This is a genomic window from Candidatus Aegiribacteria sp., from assembly GCA_021108005.1.
Classification (GTDB): Bacteria; Fermentibacterota; Fermentibacteria; order Fermentibacterales; family JCC-6; genus Aegiribacteria.
Map to the genome: position 1 here is coordinate 22,759 of JAIORS010000155.1, position 23,598 is coordinate 46,356.

Annotated in this window: 22 protein-coding genes and 2 riboswitches; of the genes, 21 read left to right on the forward strand and 1 reads right to left on the reverse strand. The window is 47.0% G+C overall.

The features are described from left to right. Positions 1 to 16 precede the first annotated feature (16 nt). From gyrA to K8S15_09785, 16 genes are all read left to right on the forward strand, one after another. Positions 17 to 2,503, forward strand: coding sequence for a DNA gyrase subunit A (gene gyrA, locus K8S15_09710; GenBank protein MCD4776309.1), 2,487 nt, complete (start codon positions 17 to 19; stop codon positions 2,501 to 2,503). Between the two features lie 59 nt (positions 2,504 to 2,562). Then, positions 2,563 to 6,153: a hypothetical protein gene (locus K8S15_09715; GenBank protein ID MCD4776310.1), complete on the forward strand. Its 3,591-nt coding sequence runs from the start codon at positions 2,563 to 2,565 to the stop codon at positions 6,151 to 6,153. Next, positions 6,131 to 7,147 carry an asparaginase gene (locus K8S15_09720; protein MCD4776311.1) on the forward strand — a complete coding sequence of 339 codons (1,017 nt, stop codon included), beginning with the start codon at positions 6,131 to 6,133 and terminating at the stop codon, positions 7,145 to 7,147. The genes K8S15_09715 and K8S15_09720 overlap by 23 nt, the downstream gene beginning before the upstream one ends. A gap of 77 nt (positions 7,148 to 7,224) precedes the next feature. Then, positions 7,225 to 7,575, forward strand: coding sequence for a hypothetical protein (locus K8S15_09725; GenBank protein ID MCD4776312.1), 351 nt, complete (start codon positions 7,225 to 7,227; stop codon positions 7,573 to 7,575). A 23-nt stretch (positions 7,576 to 7,598) separates the two neighbouring features. Then, positions 7,599 to 7,955, forward strand: a complete 357-nt coding sequence (locus K8S15_09730; GenBank protein ID MCD4776313.1) for a polymer-forming cytoskeletal protein — start codon at positions 7,599 to 7,601, stop codon at positions 7,953 to 7,955. A gap of 206 nt (positions 7,956 to 8,161) precedes the next feature. Continuing rightward, positions 8,162 to 8,482, forward strand: coding sequence for a hypothetical protein (locus K8S15_09735; GenBank protein ID MCD4776314.1), 321 nt, complete (start codon positions 8,162 to 8,164; stop codon positions 8,480 to 8,482). Continuing rightward, entirely contained in the window at positions 8,482 to 10,509 is a 2,028-nt protein-coding gene (locus K8S15_09740; GenBank protein ID MCD4776315.1) for a hypothetical protein, read from the forward strand. Before K8S15_09735 ends, K8S15_09740 begins: the two co-directional genes overlap by 1 nt. Before the next feature lie 57 nt (positions 10,510 to 10,566). Then, entirely contained in the window at positions 10,567 to 10,995 is a 429-nt protein-coding gene (locus K8S15_09745; protein ID MCD4776316.1) for a V-type ATP synthase subunit K, read from the forward strand. A 7-nt stretch (positions 10,996 to 11,002) separates the two neighbouring features. Then, complete coding sequence (locus K8S15_09750) at positions 11,003 to 11,590, forward strand: V-type proton ATPase subunit E (GenBank protein MCD4776317.1); 588 nt, start codon at positions 11,003 to 11,005, stop codon at positions 11,588 to 11,590. Between the two features lie 3 nt (positions 11,591 to 11,593). Then, positions 11,594 to 12,568, forward strand: a complete 975-nt coding sequence (locus K8S15_09755) for a V-type ATPase subunit (GenBank protein MCD4776318.1) — start codon at positions 11,594 to 11,596, stop codon at positions 12,566 to 12,568. An 8-nt stretch (positions 12,569 to 12,576) separates the two neighbouring features. Continuing rightward, positions 12,577 to 12,906 (forward strand): hypothetical protein, encoded by a 330-nt coding sequence (locus K8S15_09760; GenBank protein ID MCD4776319.1) that lies wholly within the window; start codon positions 12,577 to 12,579, stop codon positions 12,904 to 12,906. 41 nt (positions 12,907 to 12,947) lie between these two features. Beyond that, a complete protein-coding gene (locus K8S15_09765; protein ID MCD4776320.1) occupies positions 12,948 to 14,717 on the forward strand; it encodes a V-type ATP synthase subunit A in 1,770 nt (589 codons plus the stop codon). 12 nt (positions 14,718 to 14,729) lie between these two features. After that, entirely contained in the window at positions 14,730 to 16,121 is a 1,392-nt protein-coding gene (locus K8S15_09770; GenBank protein MCD4776321.1) for a V-type ATP synthase subunit B, read from the forward strand. Beyond that, on the forward strand, positions 16,121 to 16,759 hold the full coding sequence (locus K8S15_09775) for a V-type ATP synthase subunit D (GenBank protein ID MCD4776322.1): 639 nt from the start codon (positions 16,121 to 16,123) through the stop codon (positions 16,757 to 16,759). Before K8S15_09770 ends, K8S15_09775 begins: the two co-directional genes overlap by 1 nt. Positions 16,760 to 17,016: 257 nt before the next feature. After that, positions 17,017 to 17,640 carry a hypothetical protein gene (locus K8S15_09780; protein ID MCD4776323.1) on the forward strand — a complete coding sequence of 208 codons (624 nt, stop codon included), beginning with the start codon at positions 17,017 to 17,019 and terminating at the stop codon, positions 17,638 to 17,640. Positions 17,641 to 17,690: 50 nt separating this feature from the next. Then, positions 17,691 to 18,302, forward strand: coding sequence for a hypothetical protein (locus K8S15_09785; GenBank protein MCD4776324.1), 612 nt, complete (start codon positions 17,691 to 17,693; stop codon positions 18,300 to 18,302). Positions 18,303 to 18,371: 69 nt separating this feature from the next. Here K8S15_09785 and elbB read toward each other — a convergent pair whose 3' ends face one another. Further along, on the reverse strand, positions 18,372 to 19,022 hold the full coding sequence (gene elbB / locus K8S15_09790) for an isoprenoid biosynthesis glyoxalase ElbB (GenBank protein ID MCD4776325.1): 651 nt from the start codon (positions 19,020 to 19,022) through the stop codon (positions 18,372 to 18,374). A gap of 139 nt (positions 19,023 to 19,161) precedes the next feature. Between elbB and K8S15_09795 the strand changes: the two genes are divergently transcribed. The 5 genes from K8S15_09795 to K8S15_09815 all read left to right on the forward strand — a co-directional run bounded on the left by K8S15_09795 (position 19,162) and on the right by K8S15_09815 (position 23,573). After that, positions 19,162 to 19,833 carry a hypothetical protein gene (locus K8S15_09795; GenBank protein MCD4776326.1) on the forward strand — a complete coding sequence of 224 codons (672 nt, stop codon included), beginning with the start codon at positions 19,162 to 19,164 and terminating at the stop codon, positions 19,831 to 19,833. A gap of 7 nt (positions 19,834 to 19,840) precedes the next feature. Further along, positions 19,841 to 20,656 (forward strand): histidinol-phosphatase HisJ family protein, encoded by an 816-nt coding sequence (locus K8S15_09800; protein ID MCD4776327.1) that lies wholly within the window; start codon positions 19,841 to 19,843, stop codon positions 20,654 to 20,656. Positions 20,657 to 20,761: 105 nt separating this feature from the next. Further along, a riboswitch (cyclic di-GMP riboswitch) is annotated at positions 20,762 to 20,853 on the forward strand. Next, a riboswitch (cyclic di-GMP riboswitch) is annotated at positions 20,854 to 20,940 on the forward strand. It begins immediately after the preceding riboswitch. A 45-nt stretch (positions 20,941 to 20,985) separates the two neighbouring features. Beyond that, on the forward strand, positions 20,986 to 21,255 hold the full coding sequence (locus tag K8S15_09805; GenBank protein MCD4776328.1) for a hypothetical protein: 270 nt from the start codon (positions 20,986 to 20,988) through the stop codon (positions 21,253 to 21,255). Positions 21,256 to 21,408: 153 nt separating this feature from the next. Then, positions 21,409 to 22,209 carry a glycosyltransferase family 2 protein gene (locus K8S15_09810; GenBank protein MCD4776329.1) on the forward strand — a complete coding sequence of 267 codons (801 nt, stop codon included), beginning with the start codon at positions 21,409 to 21,411 and terminating at the stop codon, positions 22,207 to 22,209. After that, positions 22,209 to 23,573 carry a sugar transferase gene (locus tag K8S15_09815; protein MCD4776330.1) on the forward strand — a complete coding sequence of 455 codons (1,365 nt, stop codon included), beginning with the start codon at positions 22,209 to 22,211 and terminating at the stop codon, positions 23,571 to 23,573. Before K8S15_09810 ends, K8S15_09815 begins: the two co-directional genes overlap by 1 nt. The last annotated feature ends 25 nt before the right edge of the window (positions 23,574 to 23,598 follow it).

The window sequence follows — 23,598 nt, forward strand, 5'->3', positions numbered from 1 at the left end:
TAGAAAGAACTTCAGTATGACCGAAAGGTTCGAAGGAGATCAGTTGAGCAGAAGTCAAATAACCAAACCAGATGTAATTGATATAGAAGAGGAAATGAAGCGTTCCTATATGGACTATTCCATGAGCGTTATCGTTTCAAGGGCACTGCCGGACGTCAGGGACGGCCTGAAACCGGTACACAGAAGAATTCTTTATTCGATGTACGAGCAGAAACTAACCCACAAACGCGCGTACAGAAAATCAGCAACGGTAGTGGGCAACGTTCTCGGCAAATACCATCCCCATGGGGATTCAGCGGTCTACGATGCTATGGTTAGAATGGCACAGGATTTTTCTCTCCTTCATCCCCTGGTTGATGGACAGGGAAACTTCGGTTCAATTGACGGCGATCCGGCAGCTGCATACAGGTATACGGAAGCCAGGATGGCGAAGCTGGGCGAGGAAATGCTTCAGGATATCGATAAAGAAACCGTTGATATGGTTCCCAATTTCGATGCCCGCCTGAAAGAACCGTCTGTTCTTCCCTCCGGGATACCCAATCTTCTGGTCAACGGTTCGTCCGGAATAGCTGTCGGTATGGCTACGAACATACCGCCCCATAATTTGCGGGAAGTAGTAGAGGCATGCTGCAGTATCATTGATAATCCAGATACTGCCGACGAAGAGCTTTTCAGCATAATCAAGGGGCCGGATTTTCCTACCGGCGGAATTATCATGGGTACAAAGGGTATCAGTGATTATTTCAGAACCGGAAAAGGGTCCGTCCGTGTTCGTGGCAGGATCAATATAGAAGAAACGCCAAGGGGCAGGGAAGCGATAATAGTTACAGAGATCCCCTATCAGGTAAACAAAACGAAACTGATTGAAAACATAGCCGATCTTGTCAAGCAGAAGAAAATAGTAACGATAGCCGACCTCAGAGATGAATCCGATAGAGAGGGCATGCGCATCGTTATAGAGCTGAAGAAGGATGTACTTACGGAAGTAGTCCTTAACCAGCTTTACAAACATACGAGTCTTGCGAAAACATTCGGCGCGAACTGTCTTGCTCTATGCGACGGAAGGCCACTCAGGCTAAAACTCCGCGAATTCCTGGATTACTATATAGAACACAGGCACGATGTCATAGAAAAAAGAATCGCATTTGACCTTTCGAAGGCTGAAGCCAGAACGCACATAGTTGAAGGTCTGCTTAAGGCACAGGACATAATCGATGAAGTCATAAAGGTTATTAGAGAATCCGACAGCAGCGACGAAGCCAAACCGGAGCTTATGGAGAAATTCGGTTTTTCGGAAATTCAGGCACAGGCAATACTTGATATGCGACTTAGAAGGCTTACAGGACTTGAGCGCGAGGAACTTGAGAACGAATACGAGGAACTTAGAATTCTTCTTGCAGAGCTAAGAGAACTTGCTACCAGTAGATCAAAGAGGATGCAGGTTGTTTCAGATGAACTTAAGGAAGTAGCCCGGGAATTCGGCAAAGAACGCGGAACGAAAATAGAACAGTACGCCCCGGGGGAAATAGACATAGAAGATCTTATACCGGACGACGAAATGGCAATAACTGTATCGAGGGAAGGATATATAAAAAGGCTCTCAATTGATACGTACAAGAGCCAGCACAGAGGCGGTAAGGGTATTACCGGAGCAAAAACCAGAGAGGAAGATGCTCTGGATCAGATATTCATAGCTTCCAATCACAGTTACATTCTGTTCTTTACCAACCAGGGAAGATGCTACTGGCTAAAAGTTTACAGGGTACCTGAAGCGGGCCGCACCAGCAAAGGAAAAGCTATAGTAAATCTATTGGACCTTGAACCTGATGAACGGCCAGTTGCCAACGTCTGTGTAAAGGAATTCGATGAAAACAGGTTCATACTTATGTCAACGAGCAACGGACTCGTTAAGAAAACAACTCTTTCCAGTTACAGTCATCCAAGGAAAAATGGAATATGGGCAATCAAGCTTGATGACAATGCCGAATTAGTCTCCGCTGCCATTACGAACGGAAAATGCATGATATTCCTTGCCCTTTCAAACGGGAAGGCCAACAAATTTTCCGAGAAGGAAATCCGCGCTACCGGAAGGCATACAAGAGGAGTGAAAGGCGTCAGGGTTCATAAGGACGACAGTCTGGTGGGGATGGTTGTCATGGAAAACCCCGGAAGCCTGCTTACTGTAACTGAGGGCGGATATGGCAAAAGAACCTCAACTGAGGAATACAGGCTTACCCACAGGGGAAGCGGAGGAATTATAAATATCCGCAACATCGATAGAAACGGTCCTGTCATTTCAATAATGCAGGTTTCCGAAGAAGATGAGCTAATCCTTATTTCCGCGCTTGGAATGATAATACGGCTTCCAGTTGAACAGGTAAGGGAGATGGGACGGAATACGATGGGAGTCAGGCTGATGAAACTGCCTGAAGATGACAGAGTGGTCGATTCGGCTATTGTTCCTCAGGGAAATGATGATATTGAACAGGGAGAATCAGAATAGACGTTCAAAAAGTTGTAACGATTATCGAAGCATGGAGCCGCGAGAATCAACTTCGTTCCATGAAACCTCCCGAAATTGGTAAAGGCTTCAGTCTTCCAGAGAAGAAACTTGATACATCCGTTATATCCCCCGAAACAAAAAACAGGGTAATGTCCATTCCTCTTTTTTCCGGAGAATGGAAAGCCGCCGGGGAAGCTCTTGCATTTCTGCTTGTAACAATAAAAGATAAAGATGTAGATAAATTGATTGAAAACCTCTCGAATATGCACACACCCCCTCCGGTTATGGAAGACGCAGCAGTCAAATGGTTCGCGGCTCTTACCAATCTCCCGTCGGATGCGGCGGTTGTCGCAGTTCAGGAATTTTTTCATCTTGGCTGGGTATGGAATCAAATCGGCCCCAGCACGGGGCTTGTCTTCGATGACCTTATATCATTGTTGTACAAGGTATTTCTTGTTCTTTCGGAAGCACCAGGAGACCTTTCTCTTGCCGAGAACCTGATTCAGAAAGGCATACAATGGCCTCAGCGGTTCGGTTTTATGCTTGAAAGGGCAAGAATAGGCGGGGGAAATGTTATAAGGGCTCTTTCCAGAGCAAACGAGATAATGAAAGACTCCCAGATTGTTGTGCATGAGTCCCTTGTTGATTTCGCGGTTGAGACAGGATGGTATCTTCTTGCAGAGGATGACCTTCCCGTATGGAGGTCGGTGGGAAGGAACGGGGAATCACTTTACAGGAAAATGAGGGGATTCTCCGTACAGATGGAAGCCATTCGTACCCTTTCGGGTTTTCTTGGAAAGCTGGAAGACGCGGAAGAACTGCATGCGTTGATAGAAGACGCAATACAAGACGTTATTAATGATATCGAGGGCTATCTTACAGAACAGGAAATGCACGAAGTTATCGAAAAGCTTTCCGACCAGGCAATTGAAGCCCTCAAAAGAAGAGCTGAGAGAGACATAAACCTGGAAATAATGGATCTTGAAGTCACCGATAGCGCGTCCAGTATGGAATATGGAAGAGCAATCACAGAAATAATGCTTTTCGCGGGAGCAGGCAATGCATTATACAATTGTTTCCGCGAAGTTTATTCAATAGCAGAAAAGACAAATGACAATCATCTGATAATCATGATATCAAGGCTTGCCCACGAAAGAAGTGGAAACGATTATCTGAAGAACAATCAAACTCATTATTTCCTTGATTACATTCCAATAGCGTTTCGGTTTCTTGAGGGAAAGACCAGCAAATCAGAAACAAGGCGGGTGATTAATTCTGTTGGAAGACTGATGGACTCGATATTGAAACTCGATGACCCGGAAACAGCGATAGAATCCATGAAAAATTACCTGGAAAATGTAAAGATAAACCTTGATAAATTACTGCCTTCACTAATACTTCTACTTCGAGCGGTTAAGAATGCACGATTTCAGGATATTATTTCAAAAAGCGAGATATTTACCAGTATACTTGATCTGTTTAATGAAAATTACAGGAACAGACTACTGGAAGGAGAACAGACAGACTGGCTTACACCACTCGCCGAGGAATCACTGGATTCTGTGCAGATTATCGTTCGTACACTGGGCAAGATAAAAAAGGTAGAACTCAGAGGAAGATTCATGGATAAAGTAATGGCTCCTCTTCTGCAGGAAAAGGATACGGAAGACTCTGTATTCACCGAACTCATTTCAACGGCTGTCTCTACTTATAACAGAGATATGAGCATAGAACAGCTCCGAAGAGAGGAAACAACCCTTCTAGGAAAGCTTTTCAGGGCAGAGGACAGGAGTAAAGCGCTTAAAAAAACAATGGAGAACCTGCTCAGGATTCCAGGTATTGAAGAGAAGAAGGCCAACGATCTTATCTACTCCTCAAGAATGCTTTGCGAAATACTTTCCCAGCAGGCGGTATGGATAGAAAAAACAGGACACAGGATCTTCAGTAAATTCCTTTCCTACGGGCTTACGGCATTCGTGAAAACACTGGTTGAACACCCGGACATAGGAGAAAGAATAACCGGGGTCTTCATGAGACAGATGATAGATACTATCATTCCCTCAAAGGAAACGGAAGACAGTAATGTAGCATTGTGGCAACTGAAGACCGCTTCTCTGTTTTTCGGCAAGACAATACCCCTTGCGACAGAGCTTATCTCCGATAAACCTGATGTTCTTATTCCATATCTAAGAGAGGTATCGGAGCTTTCGGTAGCCTCAAAACACGGAGAACCTGCCGGAGCGGATTTTCTTTCATGGATATCCCGCAGGCTGGAGACGGAACTGATAAACGAATTCGCCAGGAAATTGAACGACGATACTCCCTTCACAGAATTCGAAAAGAAATTTGATGCTCATAATCTTATGTCGAACTGGCGGGACATCAGGGATGCTTCATCAGCAATTGAGAAAGATATACTTGAATCGATTCAAATGCTTACCAGTAAGCCACTCTACCGTCAGATACTACTCCGGGAGGGGCGAAAACTCATAGAGGGTTTTATTGAAAACGGGTGCAGAGATCTGATTTCATCCAATACTGATAATGAAAATTCCCGCAATGAAATAGAGAAACTCAGAAAAATAGCGGAAGGCAGCGATATCATTGATATCTTCAGGGTACTTGAAAACGGAGATAATGATTCAGAAGTGGAAATTCCAGAAAAAGTCTCGAGCTTCTTCCAGGAACAGACATGTCCCCCCGGTCAGAATGCATGCAGACATTGGCGGAAAAGTGTATTTTCCACAATTGAGAACGTTCTTCTGGATATGATAATTTTGTGTGATGACAAGAAGAGTCTTGAAAAAATTGAACAGATGATAAATGATTTTGTAGATATAATCGGATATCTTGGAACCGATGATGATTTTAAACCCGGAATAGTCCTTAACGCCTTTGAGAAGTCACTGTCAAAAAACGAAGGCGGCAGGAAGATGACAGTTGATATCGCTACAAAGAATCTTGACAAAAATGTCTACAAACTGATGTGGCTGAGAAAAGCAACAAGGAAAGCAGCAGAATCTGTTGCCGGTTATATCCCCGGCAGGAAAATCTCCATCCGGCTTTTTGACAGGATTTCAAGAGAAAAATCCGCACAGCAGCAGATACTGTTCATGAAAAATTTCGGAAGGATTTTCGCCGCGCTTGAAAGTGAGATCATGAAGCGTAAACCCAGCGAGATTAAATCAGCAAGATCCGTTCTTGAACATTTATGGATCTTCAATCCGGATTCGGTTCAATCTACGTCAGAACTCGAGGCTGCAAGAGATGCAGTGGAAACGGTGGCGCAGTTCTTCCTTGAAATAGGAACCAGAACAGGTGCGGTATCCGCGCCGGAAGCCGGAGCTATAAGCCTTGGTATGCGCCGCAAGTACAGAGACAACGCGAACACTGTTGCGATTCTTATCAAATGGACGCAGGATTCGTCACGATCGGATCTTCTTACACTTGTAGAGGCGCATCAGCCATTGCTGGAAGCTGTCAGCAGAGACAGCGAACTCATACAGATGATAGACAGACTATGGAGCAACGGCAAGGCAAGGCTATATATAAGATCACTCGCAGACAGGCCTGACAAACTTAAAACGAAACTTATTCGAATAACAGGAAACAGTGTAACAGGGCACAATGACGGCATACGCTACATCTAGCTTTCAAAGAGAGTACCACAAAAACATAGCCATAGTTTCCACCGGGGGAACAATAGAAATGCTTCCGGGCCATCGCGGACTTGACATTTCCGATCATCATAACCCTCTTCCAATAGATGGTGAAGTGGTTCCTCCCGGCGTAAAAGTTGAACATATCAGATTCTGCAGCATTCCAAGCCCGCAAATTACCCCTGAGATAATGTTAAAACTGTGCCTGAAACTTGAGGAGATGTCCTCAAGTGGAAAATATCACGGGATTGTTATCACGCACGGCACAGATACTCTTGAGGAAACTGCTTTTATGGCAGATATTTATCTCAAGGGTACGATTCCTGTTGTCTTTACAGCTGCCATGAGAAGTAAGGCCGAAATGGGTGTTGACGGACCGAGAAATGTAAGGGGGGCGCTGCTCACTGCCTCAAAGCATGAAGTTCATGAATTGGGAGTTACTGTAGTTCTTAACGATGAGATTCATTCCGCCGGCAGGGTAACAAAAACATATACCAGTAATGTAAGCAGTTTTGCATCACCTGGATACGGTCCACTCGGTTTTGTTGACCAGGACCGTGTTCTGCTGCATCGAAAACCAATTTGGAGAATCCAGCTTCCGGAATGTAAACTGAAGCTGAATTCGAAGGTAGGACTGGTCAGAATTGCAGCAGGAATGGGAGCAAGGGAAATCAGATACAGCGTTGAGTGCGGCGACGATGCGCTTGTGGTAGAAGCCTTTGGAAGAGGTAATGTTCCGACCGATGTTTCCAGTGCTGTGCAGTATGCAGTTGAGAAGGGAATGATAGTATGTATAACAAGCAGATGCTATATTGGAAGAGTGCTTGGAGTATACAATTACACCGGCGGAGGAGCTGACCTTGAAAAGAAAGGAGCAATTCTTGCCGGTGACATGCAGGGGCATAAGCTAAGAATTCTACTGATGGCATCGATAGGTATAGGGATGAACGGGAATAGTATCCGGAATATGTTCGAAAGGCTTTGATAATGCTCGAGTTTGTTGACAAACAAGAACTCTTCAGCGTAGTATACTGCATGCGGCAGAGGAACAGGCAGGTGTAAATGCCCGAAAAAGGCTTTACGGCAACGTTTATTTCCAATACAGGGAAAACGCTTCGCCAGTTTAATATAATTGGATGGAAACTCTATCTTACCAGGATTCTTATGGCACTGTTCGTACTGCTTGTGTCGACAGCTGCGATAATCGTAGCATACGGTTTGATCAATACCGGTGAAACAGCGAGGCTGGAAGGAGAAATTTCTCAGCTGCGGGATTCTTTAGCCTTGAGAAGGAATATTGAATCCAGACTGGAGAGCATGGAATACGAAATACAGCGGCTTCATGAATTCAGACAAAGGCTGGAAAACATCACTTCACTTATCTCCACACAGGAGGATTCGCTTGAACAGTAGCAGAAAAGAGGAAATCTAACAATATGTCTAAAAATGAATTATCCTCAACAATGGACTCTATTCTTGGTTCCGGAAGCCAATGCAAGGGTTCCGTCAAAGTAGATGGTGGTCTTAGAATTGACGGTACAGTTGATGGAGAGGTTATTGTTTCGGGAACACTGACCGTTGGACGAGAAGGTGTAATAACCGGAGATGTAACCGTAAGTCAGGCTGTGATAGGCGGAAGGATCCAGGGGACGGTCAAAGCCGAACAACAGCTGGAACTCCAGAGTGGCTCAAGACTTGAAGGAGACATTTTTACTCGTTCTCTGGTAATAGAGGATGGGGTTTTCTTCGAGGGATCATGCAAGATGAGTCGTGGCAACGGTTCAGAGTCTTAATGTGGAAAATGTGGAAAAGTTCAGTATACTGTGGAAAACCTTATAAATGGTTAATATTCAATACATTACAAAATCACTTAAAGTAGTTTCATAAGTAATATCCACAACAGACTCTGTTATGGAGGCATAGCACAAATTCGGGTAAATAACCCTGTTAAGGATTTGTAAATAAGGAACCGTTGAATCATTCGAAAGGCTGGTATTAAATGTCTAAGCTGGGAGAACTCCACATGGAGGAAGACAGGGCTCAGCTGGAACTTGAAAAAGCTGAGAAGGAAGCCCAGAGAATAAGAATGTCCATACCTGATCTGCAGGACGAGCAAAGCAAAGAAAAAGATGATCAGCTGAAGGCTACTGTACAAAAGGAACGGGCGGAAGTTGAAAGAAAAACGGACGAACTGGCAAAAAGCCTTACCGCAGAAACAGAGAAGAAGCTTCAAAAGCTTGCTGAAAGCTCCGATATCCTTGAGAAAGCCGCGACAGAACAACTGAAAGAGTACATTCTGATAAGCGGGAGAAAAACCTGATGAGCCTTGATGCTGTTTCCAAGATAGAGATTCTGTGCCATTCTCTGAAAAGGCAAATGGTACTCAATAAAATTGAATCCTCGGGGAATGTTCATCTTATAGATCTGTCTGAAATACATGAGCCGGAATGGGAAAATTTCCTGAAACCCGCCAGTATGAACACAGATGATCTCATTGAAGAGATCTCCAGTCTTGAAAAGGCGATCCTTTTCCTGATGGAGGAATCCGCTGATGGGGCTCCACCCCCACCATCATCTCCGCTTTCAATCGGGGAAAAAGAGCTTTTACTTATTCTTGAAGACAAACGGCTGCTTGAAGACGCAAAAAGAGCCTGGATTATTGCAGTTCAGAAGGCCAAGCTGGAGGGAGCGCTGAAGGAACTCCTGCAGGAAGAGGAATTCCTTCGGTTCTGGAAAGACATGCCTGTGCCATTCGAAGAGATTCGAAGAAAAGGTAGAATAAGGATAGCCGCGGGAATACTTGAAAAGGAATCCATTGAAATAGCACATCTTCTCGAGAAGGATTTCCCACTTTTACAACTTGTAATTATCCAGAAGGACAAGAATATTGAGAAAGTACTTGCCGTCACTCATGAGTCAGTCGAACAAGAGGTAATGAAGGCACTTTTCGAACAGGGATTCTCGCAGCAGGAATTCGGGGCACGAACCGGAATGATATCTGAGCGGATAGAAGAGGTTCAGAGCGAAATTGTTCTTATTCGAAAAAGAATGAAAGCTCTTCATGACAGAGCGGTAAAACTCGCTTCCGGCCTGGGGAAATTTCGCACACTTCTTGATGCCGCCGGACTGCTTCTTGAACGTGTTAAGGCAACGAGATCCGCTCATTCCAGTTCACATGCATATCTTTTCAGGGCCTGGATACGGTCAGCGGATCTTGAAGACTTCTCCAGAAGTCTTGATAAGATAGGCGAAGTAGCGGTTGAAGAGATTGAACCTTCTGAAGGAGAAATCCCACCGTCACCATTGACGGAAAAAACAGCAGCAGCTCCATATACATTACTTACCGACATGTACGGACAGCCTACAAGAAATGATCCGGACCCTACTCCGTTGATGGCGCCTTTCTACGCGCTGTTTTTCGGGATATGCATAGGAGACGCAGGTTACGGAATAGCCCTTGCAATTGGTTCCGCTGTCGGGTGGTATCTTGTCCGCAGGCGACATGGTAACCCGAGGCTGTTTCAGCTTCTTTTCCAGGGCGGTTTGGCGAGCATTCTTGTAGGTGTTTTCCTGGGAGGCTGGTTCGGTATCGCTTTCGATAAGCTGCCGGGATTCCTTCAGGCACCGGCTAACATTCTGAACAGCCTGATTCCCGGATATCAGCCAGGTCAACCAGGGCAGGACGGGTTCGGAGTATCAAAGCAGTTCCTTTACCTCACTCTGGCGCTGGGGCTGCTGCAGCTGACAGCAGGCATCGTCGTTAATCTTGTGAAGAGATGGAAAGCGGGAGAGAAGTTCGCGGCGGTTGTTGACCAGTCCGGGTGGCTGCTTGCTACGGCGGGTCTTTTTCCATGGCTTTTCAACCATTACCTCCTGAAAGGAGCTCTTTACAATGTAAACGGCCCACTGGACGGCATATTCATGTACATGCTTGCGATGGGAGCTCTTCTGATATTTATAATGGGAGGGCGAGAAGCGGCGGGATTCGGTAAGATCGGCCTGGGAGCTTATGCGATGTACGGAATAGTGAACCTTTTGGGAGATGTGCTTTCGTACTCAAGACTTTTCGCCCTCGCGCTCTCGAGCGCCATCATAGCACAGGTAATTAATACAATGGGCGGAATGCTGATAAGTGAACTTGGAATACCTGTACTGGGGTTTGTACTCGCTGCGCTTGTCGTTATTGGAGGGCATATTTTCAACCTCGCGATGGCAGCGCTCAGCGGTTTCATACATACAGCAAGGCTGCAGTTTGTTGAATTCTTCGGGAAATTCTACGATGGAACGGGAATACCGTTCAAACCGTTGAGATACGAACCGAAATATGTGCACATTAAAAGAAATTAATAACAAAGCTCTTATAGGAGTGAAGGGAGACAATAAGTGGAACAACTCGTAGCATACATGGGAATTGCTCTGGCCTGCGCACTTGCGGGGATAGGATCAGCCGTGGGCGTCGGGATAGCGGCCCAGGCCAGTACGGGTGTGATGAGCGTAGATCCGGGAAAATTCGGCAAACTGCTTCTTCTTTCGGCATTGCCTGGAACTCAGGGAATATACGGTTTTGTGATAGCCTTCCTTTTGCTTGGTAAAGTTACTCCGGACATGAGTATGCCTGTCGCGTGGCAGATATTCACGGCCGGGATTCCAATAGCTCTTGCCGGTCTGTTCTCTGGAATTCACCAGGGGAAAGTATGCGCCGGCGGCGCAATGATGACCGCAAAGCAGCCGGATGATTCCGCGAAATCCCTTATTCTTGCGGTCTTCGTAGAGTTTTACGCTATTCTGGGGTTCCTTGTTTCGTTCCTCATGCTTCAGGGTATTGGAGCGTAACGGGGAGATGTCTCTCGAAGCGATTATTTCAAAAATAAAGGGAGATGCCAGCCAGAAAGCTGAGGCTGTCATTGAATCGGCAGAGAAGGAAAAGAACACGGCTCTGAAGAAACACTCTGAAGAACTGGAAGCAAGACACAACAGAAATAAAGAAAAGATAGAATCCGGGATAAGGGAAGAACTGAAAAGAAAAGAATTTCATGTTCGCAGGGAAGCGGCCAGGAAGATTCTTAACGCCAGAAGAGCGATGATGGATGACGCAATCGGTAAAGCGGTAAGGAACCTTGCTTCATCCGATGATTCCGAATATCTCATGATGATATCATCCCTTCTTGAGGGCTGTGATCTGAAGGGAAAAATTGAAGTTGTAATATCCACCGTAGATGAATCACGAATAACTCCGGAATACCTTGGGAAATACTCGGGAAGTGATCGTGAATTCGTCCTTTCCGAAGAAAGACATTCCGAAAACGGCGGTGTGATTTTCAAATCCGGGAAGATCAGCCAGAACGGCACTTTTCCCATGATAGCAGATCTTGCCCATGAGGATATGATTATGGAGCTTTCGGGTCTCATTCAGCTTGAGAAGACTTGATCCATGGGAGACAGTTTCATCTATGCCAACGGCAGAATAAGCGGAGAAGAAACAACCCTTCTGGACAGGCGCATGTGGCAGATGCTCATGTCATCGGTAGACCTGGAAGAGGCAACGAGGCTTCTCGGTGACACGTGGTACGGCGGTTTCATGCAGTATCACTCCATGGAGGACTGCTTGAACAAAGCTATGGAAACGACGGAAGATGAACTGCTGGAACTTTCCGAGGATAAAAGGCTCGTAAGGGGAATCCTTCATCGAAGAGATGTGAGAAACGCAAGGTATATCTGGAAAAAACTCCTTTCAGGAGAGGGATCAGAGGAAGAAATAGAGGTTGAACGGCCAGGGCTGATAGATACAGAGATTTTGAAGAAGTCTGTGAACTCCGATGAAGCCAGGGACGAGCTTCCACCTCTTTTCTCTCGGACAATTGAGGAACTTCTTGAAAATCCGGGAGCGGGTGAAGCGGAAGTGGACAGGAAAATGGACCATCTTGCCGCCGCAGTCGAAAGTGATGAACTCATTGATATAAATCACGGATTCAGGACATTCGTTATGACCAACCTCGAACAGAAGAATTTTCTCACAGCCGGAAGATGCATCATTGACGATGTTCCCAGGCAGCTCCTTCGTAAAATGCTGCTGCCGGGGGGTTATCATACTGAGGATGAAATCGAGGAAGCCTATCAGCGTAACACGTTGCCCTTGCTTATCGCGGAAACTCCGGGATTTGAACAAATCGGAGCTGCATTCGAGAAAGCTCTCGAGGATGGTTCATTTTTCGGATTCGAAAGGGAATGTGACAGGAAATTACTGGAACTGCTTGAAAAAGGAGCATTCCCTGTCTTCGGCCCGTCGCCGCTGGCGGCTTTCGTGATAAGACGGGAAATGGAAATTAACCATCTCAGGTTACTTCTTGCGGCAAAATCGGCAGGAGTAAGCGAGGACAGGCTTTCAAAGCGACTACCGCGTGAATAGGAGGCGGGATGGCTGAGGGTAAGATAGCATTTCTTGGAGACACCGACTCGGTACTCGGATTCAGGGCCCTGGGCGTGGAAACGGTAGTCCCGGAGAACGAAGCCGATGCCCGTACGGAGTTCGCAAGGCTTGTAAAGGAAAAAACCTCCATTATCATGATAACTGAAGACATGATGGACTGTCTCCAGGAACAGATAGAAGAAACTGTTCTAGCCGCAATTCCGTCGGTTGTTGTTCTTCCCGGAATTAAGGGGACTCAGAAACGGGGAGAGGATACGATAAGGGAGCTTATCATAAGGGCGGTCGGAGTAGATCTTATGTCAGAAGACAAGAAATGAAAAACGATAGGAGTTAAAACTGCAACCCACCGGAGGCACGGATGATTAAGGGAACAATAGATAAAATAGCGGGTCCGCTGGTTGTTGCGGATGGAATGAAGCAAGCCAGGATGTTCGACCTTGTATATGTATCCGATTACGGATTGATAGGCGAAATAATAGAGTTAAAGGGAGATAAAGCATCGATTCAGGTTTACGAAGAAACCGGAGGGCTTAAACCGGGCGATGTCGTGCAGGCTACAGGAAAACCTCTATCGGTTGAACTGGGCCCGGGACTTGTCACTGCTATATACGACGGGATCCAGCGTCCCCTGGATAAAATCCGAGAAGAGGCCGGTGACTGGATAACCAGAGGAATCAGTATAAGGGGACTGGATCATGATAAGGAATGGGATTTCAGTCCTGTAGCGGTCGTTGGCCAGAAAGTAACCGGCGGCGAAGTCCTCGGCGAAGTCCCCGAAACGAAACTGATAACTCACAGAGTCATGATCCCGCCGGAGGTGGTCGGGGAAATCACCTGGATGATTGAACCGGGAAAGTACAATATCGATACGGTAATAACGAAGCTGAAATCTCCATCCGGCGAAACCGTTGAATTAATGATGTACCATAACTGGCCCGTTAGAAAACCTCGCCCTATAGCGGAGAAGAGAGCTCCCGAAGAACCACTTATTACCGGCCAGAGAGTCATCGACGCATTCTTCCCCCTGGGTAAGGGAGGAACCGCATGCGTTCCCGGACCCTTCGGAAGCGGAAAAACGGTTATTCAGCACCAGCTTGCCAAGTGGGCGGACGCTGAAGTAGTGGTTTACGTTGGGTGCGGAGAACGCGGCAACGAGATGACCGATGTTCTTCAGGAGTTTCCCGAACTTGAGGATCCGAAAAGCGGGGAGCCGCTGATTCAAAGAACCGTTCTTGTAGCCAATACCAGCAACATGCCGGTGGCAGCAAGGGAAGCAAGTGTATACACAGGCATAACCATCGGTGAGTACTTCAGGGATATGGGCTATTCCGTTGCCCTTATGGCCGACTCCACAAGCAGGTGGGCCGAGGCGATGAGAGAAATGTCCGGAAGGCTTGAGGAAATGCCGGGTGAAGAGGGATATCCCGCATACCTTGGAACCAGAATCGCCGAATTCTACGAACGAGCGGGTAATGTGAAATGCATAGGAGGAGACAGAAACGGAGCTCTTACGGTAGTTGGGGCTGTCAGCCCGGCCGGCGGAGACCTTTCCGACCCGGTGGTGCAGGCCACCCTCCGTGTTGTTAAGGTATTCTGGAGCCTTCAGGCGAAGCTTGCCTACGCAAGGCATTTCCCTGCAATAGGATGGCTTGACAGCTACTCCCTCTATATGGATAACCTGAAGGAGTACTACGACGAAGAGCTTGGCACGGAATGGGTACCGATGATAAAAGAAGCCATATCCCTGCTTCAGCAGGAAGCCAACCTTCTTGAAATAGCAAGGCTTGTGGGAGCAGAATCCCTTTCACCCGAAGATCAGCTTATACTGTACACGGCAAGATCCCTAAGAGAGGATTTCCTGCATCAGAACGCTTTCCACGAGGTGGATACCTACACATCGATAGTGAAGCAGAAAGTAATGATGGAAGTTATAATGCATACCAATACGGAGATGAATAAGGCCATCCGCAGTGGTATTTCGCCAAAGGATCTTTTCGATCTTCCCCTGAAGGAGGAGATTGCGAGAATGAGTTATACCCCTGAAAAAGATATCGATGCTATTGAAGAGATAAAAAAACATGTAAACTCGCAGATCAACGATCTGATAGAGGAAGAGCAAACCGCATAGGAGGGCGGGGATATGATTAGAGAATACACTACGACTGTAGAGATCTCCGGCCCACTGATGCTGGTGGACAGGGTCGAGGGAGTTGCTTACGAAGAGCTGGTCGAGATCCAGCTTCCCGACGGAGAGATACGTCACGGCAAGGTTCTTGAAATTGACAGCCGTATGGCACTTGTACAGCTTTTTGAGGGTAGCAGCGGAACGGATATCTCACAAAGCAAAGTCCGATTTCTTGGAAAACAGGTGGAACTGGGAGTCTCCGAGGAGATGCTGGGAAGGGTTTTTGACGGCCAGGGAAGGCCAAGGGCCCCATTCGATACAGCGCCTCCCATAGTTCCGGAGAAGATGAAGGATATCAATGGAGCTCCCATCAATCCCTACGCCAGAGACTACCCCGCGGAGTTCATACAGACGGGCTTCAGTTCCATAGATGGTATAAATACTCTGGTCAGGGGGCAGAAACTCCCTGTGTTCAGCGGAAGCGGGCTTCCCCACTCCGCCGTAGCGGCACAGATAGCCAGACAGGCGAGGGTTATGGAAGAGGGGGAAAGCTTTGCTGTTGTCTTCGCCGCAATGGGAATAACGTTCGAAGAGGCCGATTATTTCATCCGGGATTTCAGGAAGACAGGGGCCATGGACAGGGCTGTAGTTTTCTTGAACCTTGCGAGCGACCCCGCGATTGAACGTATCGCCACACCAAGAATGGCCCTGACGGCGGCCGAGTACCTCGCGTACGAGAAAGATATGCATATCCTTGTTATTCTTACGGATATGACCAACTACTGCGATGCGCTGAGAGAAATCTCTGCGGCGAGAAAGGAAGTTCCCGGAAGAAGGGGATACCCTGGATACCTTTACACCGATCTTTCCTCGATTTACGAACGGGCGGGAAGGATCAAAGGCAGGAAGGGATCGATAACACAGATACCTATTCTGACAATGCCCGAAGACGACAAAACACATCCAATTCCCGACCTTACCGGTTACATTACGGAAGGGCAGCTTATTCTCAACCGTGAGCTTCACAAAAGGGGCATCTATCCGCCCATGGACGTTATGGAGTCTCTCTCAAGGCTGAAGGACAAGGGTATTGGCAAGGGAAAAACGCGAGAGGATCACGCTGACCTTTTCAACCAGCTTATGGCAGCCTATTCCGCGGGCAAGGACGCCAAGGAACTGGCGGTTATACTTGGCGCCGCGGCTCTGAGCCCTCTTGATCAGAAATACCTGAAATTCGCGGAAGAGTATGAGAAAAGATACATCAGCCAGGGGGAGCATGAGAACAGGAACATAGACGAGACACTTGATCTCGGCTGGGAACTTCTGAAACTTCTTCCAAGGAGCGAGATGAAGAGAATAGACCCCGTCCGGCTTGACAAGTACTGGCCAGCGGAAGCGTCAGACTGATGGCCATAGTTGTCAGAGCAACCCGGATGGAGCTGCTTCAGCTGCGTAAAAAAGTAAAACTTGCGCAGAGGGGGCATAAACTTCTGAAGGACAAACTGGATGAACTCATGCGTCAGTTCAAGATACTTATATCGGACTACGAAGGCGCAAGGGAAGAACTTGAAAAGGAACTTTGCGAAGCTTACGGCGAGTTCCTTTTCGCCCGCGCTGCCATGAGCGAACCGGGGTTGCTGGATGCGCTCCGGTATCCCGGAGCCAGGGCAACGGTAAAAACGTCCAGACGGAAGATAATGAACCTGGTCCTGCCGGTATTCGATGTTTCAATAGAAGGCAATGTGCGAAATTACGGAATGTTCGATACCCCCGCGGAACTTGATGAGTCGCTGAAAATCTATAAGGAGCTTCTTCCCAGGATCATTAAACTGGCGGAGCAGGAAAAGGCAATCAGTTTGCTGGCAAGGGAAATAGATACGACCAGGCGAAGGGTGAACGCACTTGAGTATAAGCTGATTCCGGAACTGGAGGAGGCAATCAGGTCGATAAGGTTGAAGCTGGATGAAATGGAGCGGGGAAACCTTACAAGGTTGATGAAGGTCAAGGAAATGGTAGAGGAAAAGCGAGAGAAAAATCGCGCCTAGCTAAGGTCGGACTTACTTATCTGACTTATTCTGACCGGATAATAGCTTTTCTTGATATAAAATCTCGTGATTTTACGTTTAATCACATATATCGGATTAAATTGAATTCAATAAATTATCGTGCTATGTTGGTTAATACTCCCTTAACAATGTTTCCGTATTTTTATCGCAATAGTGAAGAAGAAGAATCATAATAGCAAAAAAAGGGCTTGATATTTTGACTGAAATAGTTTATGAATTATGTGTGGAAGTATGATTTGAAAATTGAAAAGGAAAGGAAAAAGATGAAATCTGTTTTTATTGTTGTCATCCTTCTTGCTTCTTCACAGATGGCATTCGCTGACATCACAGAAAACTACGGCTGGGAAGGCACCGAGACTATTTTCGGCATGTATCCGGTCGATGGCTTAACTGCAACAATCGCCACTGATCCGGTACATACGGGTTCACAGTCTCTTCGCCTTGAGCGTCTCTCTTCAAGCACACCTCAGGGATATGTTGCATGGATAGTAGGGCTTCAGGACGGCGATGAAGTAACGGGCAGTTTCTGGAGATTCGATGATACACCGCTTGCACCTCCATCATGCAGAATATGGGCTCACTGGAATGATGACCCGGGTGATGTTACTGGACACAACGGAAGCGCGAGCGGTAATGACGATTACGGACCAGGCACCGGATGGGACGAAGTATCCTGGACCTGGACTGTTTCAGGCGGACACACCGGACTTGTTGTTGAAGCAAGGATTTACTCAAATCCCGGGGATATTGTATGGGTCGATGACATGACCATCGTTGCGCCGGATCACGCAACAATCCATACACCAGGCAATATGGCTCTTGAGAGCGGCACCTGGGCTGACATTAAAGCGGCATTCTAGAAGAGTATCCGGTGATATTGATAAGAAAATAATTATGATAGGAGATGATCATGAAACACCTTGTTTCCTTTGCTTCCCTGCTTCTTGTCCTTCCCGTGGCCGCTCTTGCCATCCAGACTGAAACCTACGGCTGGGAGGAATCTTTCACGGTTATAGCTGTCTATGGTAATGGTAATCCCGAACTCGAGTACTCCTCTCCTGTTTACTCAGGTGCACAATCCCTTGAGTTCTACGAATCCCCCCTGGGTGCAACGCCTCAGGCTATTATATGCTGGATACAGAACCTCGATGAGGGCGACACCGTTGCGGCATCGTTCTACGTATACGACGATACTCCCAGTTCCAGTCCTTCCGGTCGCATATGGGGCCACTATAACGCAAATTACTCGGATCCAGGCAATTACGACGGAAGCGCCGGCGGTAACAGCACCTACTCTTCCGGAATCGGCTGGGAGCAATTGTCACATGAATGGACTATCGATGCTGATTCAACGCACGCGGGCCTCATGATAGAGGGCAGGATTTACTCGAGCTCGGAATATGACACCCTCTGGTTTGACGAAATGGTGGTTACCGCTCCGGACGGCGCCACGATTGTCTGGCCGAATGTTCCCGTGGCGCTTCAGCGTTCCACATGGGGTGACATAAAAGCTTCGTTCTAGGATTTCGTTACATAGTTCCTTAATGAATGCGGGGAAGCATAAAAAACTTCCCCGCTTTCTACAGCTGTTTCAGAAAAGCTCTCCAAGTTTCTCAACCATGTTTACCACGCCCTCAAAGAGTTCAGCAGGACCGTTTGCGAGCATGTAAGCTGGCGTTGTTACAAGTTTCTTCTCTTTATCAACAACCGATTCGTTGACCGGACAGTTCACATGAATTGCCCCCATGGAATTAATGGCATCAGCTGTTTCAGGATGGGTGCCGATAGTCAGCCTTGCAAGGGGAATCGTTCTTGCGAGTATTACGGGAGCTATGCACATAGCCGCTATTGGTTTACCGGATTGTCTGGCTTCATTAATGAGGTTTTCTACTTCGGGATTGACGGAACATTCAGGACCGTCGGAAGCAAATGAGCACAGCGTAATGGCTGCTCCGAATCCCCCGGGGAACATAACAGCATCGTAATCATCCGGCTGAAGATCGGAAAGAGGCCTGATGTTGCCTCTTGCAATTCTCGCAGCCTCCGTTAATGCATTTCTGGCTTCCTTCAAGGGTTCCCCTGAGCCGTGGTCAATTGTGGCAGTCTGCAGAACATCCGGAGCGGTGAAGATAACTTCGTAACCAGCCCTGTCCAGCGCGATAAGCGCGGAAACAGCCTCGTGTATTTCGGAGCCGTCCTTGACTCCGCAGCCACTGAGTACGAATGCAACTCTCTTTCCCATTTGCTTTCCTCCCTCTGTTTTTGTTCATGAAATCAATTTATAGAGATACTAAATGAAGTCGTTACAGTCCAGTTTCGTTAAGACTTTGCCTATTTGAATTGGTAATGTATCTTTTACCCAACTTACAAAAGGAGTTGAAATGCTCAGGATTATTCTAGCCTCCATCTTTTTCGCGCTTCTTTTTTCATCCTGTTACTACGGAGCTATGCAGGGAGCTCATACGCTGGGGAAAGATCATATCACTGTGACCGGCGGAGTTACCCTTCCCGCTTATTTCTCGGCTGAATCAAAACGTGAAGCCGAAGATAACAGAATTGATTATCTTGAAACCTATCCCACTGCGGATTTTGCCATAGGAGCGACGGACAGGATAGATCTGGGAGTTTCGTCCTTCGGCTACGGAGTAGGCCCAATGGTGAAGTACAACTTTATGAATCCACATGATGCAACAGCGGTATCAGCCATGGTGAATATGAACTACGTAATTCCGGTTCAGGTTATGCTTCCCAGATTGTCCCTATGCGCAGGGCACAGGTTCGATAGGGATCTTGAGGTATTCGTTGGAAGCGATATCGGGTACGGTCCCGATCTTGCCAATATCCCTGAATCTCAGGATGGTTCTCACGATTGGGATTCGGTTGATAATACATGCTTCTCGTGCATTCGCTTAGGCTGCAAGTACGAATTGAAACCTCCCGGCAGCCCGAACGAGAACAGAACGTATATTCCCGAGTCCATACTTTTCCAGTTCTCTATACCCCTTGATATTTCAAGAAGTATGATACTCGCGGGGCTTGCGATAACCTATTAGGGACGAATTGAACCTTCTTAATGATATGCATGTACACACGAGCGACTCGCCGGACGCTGATATTCCTGCCTGGCAGCTCGTACAGCGAGGAACAGAGAACAGCCTTACGGCTATAGGCTTCGTTGCCCACCTTGACCTGAACCCCGAGGATTACTGCTATGGGGGGTTCAATGCGGAAGATTACGACGAGTCAATAAATCGCGCCAGGATTGAGTCAAAAGGTCAGATCTCCGTTATGAAGGGTCTTGAAGTTGGAGAACCCCATGTGTACGAAAAACAGGTGAAGAACATTGTTGATTATTCAAATTATGATTTCATAACCGGGGCTCTTCATTCAGTTGCGGGAATCGGCATGGTTCTTGGGGCTGAAGCCTACAATGACAGAGACCCTCTCGGTATCGTTGAGCAGTACTACGTTGAAACACTGCAAATGGTTGAAGAAGCGGATATCGATATCCTTGCGCACATGGGTCTTTTCCGTAGAGGCCTTGCGCTGGCGGGCCTGGATTATGGATTCGACGAAACGAAATGTTTTCCGGAGACGATTCGCACCATTCTTGAAACAACAATAGAAAAAAATATAGCACTGGAACTTAACACTTCAGGTTTGCGCAGAAAAGAAAAGATGACGTATCCCACACCGGAAATCCTTTCATTGTTCAAGGAAATGGGCGGAAGACTGATTACCATAGGTTCGGACACTCATCGGGAATCCCATGTTTTCTTCGGTCTTGAAAGAGGAAGAGAACTTCTCACGGACGCGGGATTCAGTGAAGTATACACTTTTCTTAGCCGAGTCCCACAAGCGTTCGGTTTGTTCTGACTCACTGTTGAATTAGTATCTACAGTAATATCCATCTTCAGTGATAATAGCCTATTTCCCTTTACATTAGCAAAATAAGTCATAGAATATAAACTGGCGGTAGAGCACCGTCATGCAAACCGGGCGAGATCCCGGGACGCAAAGCCACGGGTCCCAGCCGCTTTAGGGGAAAGCGGAAGGACAGCCGGGTTACCGTTTGACTCAATGCAAACCGGGCGAGATCCCGGGACGCAAAGCCACGGATCCCAGCCCTGGAAACAGGGAAGGACAGCCGGGTTACCAGACGTCTGTTCGGGGGGAACCCCGGCCAGGTTGAGGGGGTGCTCAGCATGAGGTTGATACCAATCATACTGGTAGCACTTCTGCCGTCGGTAATGTTGGCCAGTGTAACCATATCCTCCTGCCCCGCCAGTGTTGACAACTATGTCAGCATCGCCAGAGAGGCAATGGATAATGGGGACTACGTCACGGCATTTGCACTCTACGAATGTGCACTCCGAAGAGATCCCCGCTCTTCAGAAGCCCTTGCAGGCCGTCTTATGGCCAGGGCTTTCATGGAGGAATGTTCTGCGATGCAGATCCAGCTAAGTTCACACTGAAGCTGGCATTCCGTTGGTGCTAGGGACGGGCATTAAAGCCCGTCCCGCATTGTATGGAAATATAGACTGATCCTATTTCAATTTCTCTTTCAGTTGTTGAGAGTTGAAAATGGAGAGGATCGTGAAACTCTCCCCGCATTGTATATTAGCTATATGAAATGGTCAGCAATCATTACGACATACAACAGTGAGCAGGTAATTGAGAGGGTGCTTAACTCTCTATTCTCTCTTCCGTCAGATGAGAGGCCTGTCGATGTTATAATTGTCGATAATGCTTCTTCAGACGAAACTCAAAGCATCCTCCAATCTTATGAATGGCCATTGAAGCAGATATTCAATAAGGGTAATCTTGGTTTATCAAAAGCAAATAATCTTGGCGTGACTATGGCTGGCGGTAGCAGTTTGTTCTTTCTGAATCCGGATGTAGAAATTCTTCCAGGAGCTATAAAAGCGTTGCACAAATTCGAGGAAGAACATCCGAATGCAGCTATCATAGGGCCGGCAATGGTGGATGAAAACAATATCCGTCAGTCAACAGCAAGAACATGGCCATCACCTCTCGTAATCGCTTCACGGAGAACCTTTCTCGGAAAAACCGGACCAGGCATGAAGATAGCATCTGATCACATGAACAGATTCAATTCAACTGAAACACCGGTGAAACCTGATTGGCTGGTGGGGGCGGCTTTGTGGTTGACTCCCTCAGGTCGCGAGAGGATCGGACTCATGTCGGAAAAATACTTTCTGTATTTTGAGGATGTCGAGTGGTGCTGGCGAACCTGGCAAAGGGGAATGGATATCTGGTTTGAACCGAAAGCAAAGATCAGACACGTTTGCCACAGAGAGAGTATTTCGGGAGGAATTACACTGAATCTTCATTTTAAGAGCATGCTCAGATTTTTTGCAACACACCCCGGTGCTCTGTTTGGAGTCGGACCCGGAGGGAAATGCTGATGGATCGCAAAAGAAATTTCCTATGGATGCTTCCCATTACAGATCTTGTTCTGATTACCGGAATCTTCATGGGAGGCTTCTTGTTGAGGCACTCTCTCCTGGTAGATTTGATGGGATCAGATTTCAGACTTTCTGTCTATCATTACTTCCTGAGCGGGTTGGTGCTGGGTTCTGTTCAGATAGCTTTCATGGCAGTGTTCGGAGTGTATAAGCCCGAGTTCGGTCTCGGCATGATAGAGGAAGTTGCAGGAATCATCAGAGGAGCCTTCATGGCCGTTCTGTTCACTCTTGCTATGACTTTCATCACCAGACAGCTTCTTTTCTCCAGATTTGTGCTGATTTTCTCGTTTCCTGCTTCAGCGCTTCTTCTAAGTTTCTGGCATTCAGCATTCAGAAAGATCAGCAGTAGAACAGGAAATCCATCCAGAATCTTAATTCTGGGTATTTCTGAGGAAGCCAGACAACTTGGTATTTTCATGGAGAACCGTGCACAGCTCCCATATACTGTAGTTGATTACATCGCTCCAGACACTCCATCTGATCTGATCTCAGCAATAATTAAAGAGAAGAACGTTCAGGAGCTGGTTGTTGCCAGTCATTCGATTCCATCACCCATACTCTCGACCATCATACTTACCTGCGAAAAAATGGGAGTGCAGTATAAGATCGCTGCAGACGTCTTCGCAATTGTGAGCCTTACAGCGAAAATCGCTCATATGGGTGGAACAACACTGATCGAATCCGTTCCCGCTCCCCTTTCCGGCTGGGGGTTTGTACTGAAAAGAGTTTCAGATATTCTGCTGACAATTATCTTCATTTCTGTTCTTTCACCAATCTTTATTTTGAGTGCGCTTGCTATCATGATTGATTCCGGTTTTCCCATTTTCTATAAGCAGACAAGACTGGGCAAGAGAAACAAGTCATTCAAGATGCTTAAGTTCAGATCAATGCGTAAAGATGCACATGATGAAAAAACTGCTCTCTCCGAGGAAAATGAGCTGTCAGGTCCCCTTTTCAAGATCAAAAATGATCCTCGAATAACTAGAACCGGGAAATTCATTCGAAGATGGTCAATAGATGAACTGCCGCAGCTTTTCAATGTTCTTTCGGGCAGAATGAGTCTTGTTGGACCCAGACCGCCACTTCCGGAAGAGGTTGAAGAATACAGCAGAAGGGACTTTAAGAGGCTGCATACTATTCCGGGAGTTACCGGAGTCTGGCAGATCTCCGGGAGAAGTAATCTGGGTTTTGACGAGATGGTAAAACTTGATCTCTACTATGTTGACAATTGGTCGATCTGGATGGATCTTGCCATTCTTCTGCTCACTCCCTCGGCAGTGATCAGCGGTTCCGGAGCATATTGAAGCAGCCGGGAGTACACATGGCTGT

Excerpts from the sequence above, each read along its gene's own strand:
- K8S15_09770 (MCD4776321.1), top strand. The coding sequence starts at position 14,730 with ATGATTAGAGAATACACTACGACTGTAGAGATCTCCGGCCCACTGATG.
- gyrA (MCD4776309.1), top strand. The coding sequence starts at position 17 with ATGACCGAAAGGTTCGAAGGAGATCAGTTGAGCAGAAGTCAAATAACC.
- K8S15_09745 (MCD4776316.1), top strand. The coding sequence starts at position 10,567 with ATGGGAATTGCTCTGGCCTGCGCACTTGCGGGGATAGGATCAGCCGTG.
- K8S15_09750 (MCD4776317.1), top strand. The coding sequence starts at position 11,003 with ATGTCTCTCGAAGCGATTATTTCAAAAATAAAGGGAGATGCCAGCCAG.
- K8S15_09810 (MCD4776329.1), top strand. The coding sequence starts at position 21,409 with ATGAAATGGTCAGCAATCATTACGACATACAACAGTGAGCAGGTAATT.
- K8S15_09720 (MCD4776311.1), top strand. The coding sequence starts at position 6,131 with ATGACGGCATACGCTACATCTAGCTTTCAAAGAGAGTACCACAAAAAC.
- K8S15_09740 (MCD4776315.1), top strand. The coding sequence starts at position 8,482 with ATGAGCCTTGATGCTGTTTCCAAGATAGAGATTCTGTGCCATTCTCTG.
- K8S15_09755 (MCD4776318.1), top strand. The coding sequence starts at position 11,594 with ATGGGAGACAGTTTCATCTATGCCAACGGCAGAATAAGCGGAGAAGAA.
- K8S15_09735 (MCD4776314.1), top strand. The coding sequence starts at position 8,162 with ATGTCTAAGCTGGGAGAACTCCACATGGAGGAAGACAGGGCTCAGCTG.
- elbB (MCD4776325.1), bottom strand. The coding sequence starts at position 19,022 with ATGGGAAAGAGAGTTGCATTCGTACTCAGTGGCTGCGGAGTCAAGGAC.
- K8S15_09785 (MCD4776324.1), top strand. The coding sequence starts at position 17,691 with ATGAAACACCTTGTTTCCTTTGCTTCCCTGCTTCTTGTCCTTCCCGTG.
- K8S15_09715 (MCD4776310.1), top strand. The coding sequence starts at position 2,563 with ATGAAACCTCCCGAAATTGGTAAAGGCTTCAGTCTTCCAGAGAAGAAA.
- K8S15_09725 (MCD4776312.1), top strand. The coding sequence starts at position 7,225 with ATGCCCGAAAAAGGCTTTACGGCAACGTTTATTTCCAATACAGGGAAA.
- K8S15_09795 (MCD4776326.1), top strand. The coding sequence starts at position 19,162 with ATGCTCAGGATTATTCTAGCCTCCATCTTTTTCGCGCTTCTTTTTTCA.
- K8S15_09730 (MCD4776313.1), top strand. The coding sequence starts at position 7,599 with ATGTCTAAAAATGAATTATCCTCAACAATGGACTCTATTCTTGGTTCC.
- K8S15_09765 (MCD4776320.1), top strand. The coding sequence starts at position 12,948 with ATGATTAAGGGAACAATAGATAAAATAGCGGGTCCGCTGGTTGTTGCG.
- K8S15_09805 (MCD4776328.1), top strand. The coding sequence starts at position 20,986 with ATGAGGTTGATACCAATCATACTGGTAGCACTTCTGCCGTCGGTAATG.
- K8S15_09775 (MCD4776322.1), top strand. The coding sequence starts at position 16,121 with ATGGCCATAGTTGTCAGAGCAACCCGGATGGAGCTGCTTCAGCTGCGT.
- K8S15_09760 (MCD4776319.1), top strand. The coding sequence starts at position 12,577 with ATGGCTGAGGGTAAGATAGCATTTCTTGGAGACACCGACTCGGTACTC.
- K8S15_09815 (MCD4776330.1), top strand. The coding sequence starts at position 22,209 with ATGGATCGCAAAAGAAATTTCCTATGGATGCTTCCCATTACAGATCTT.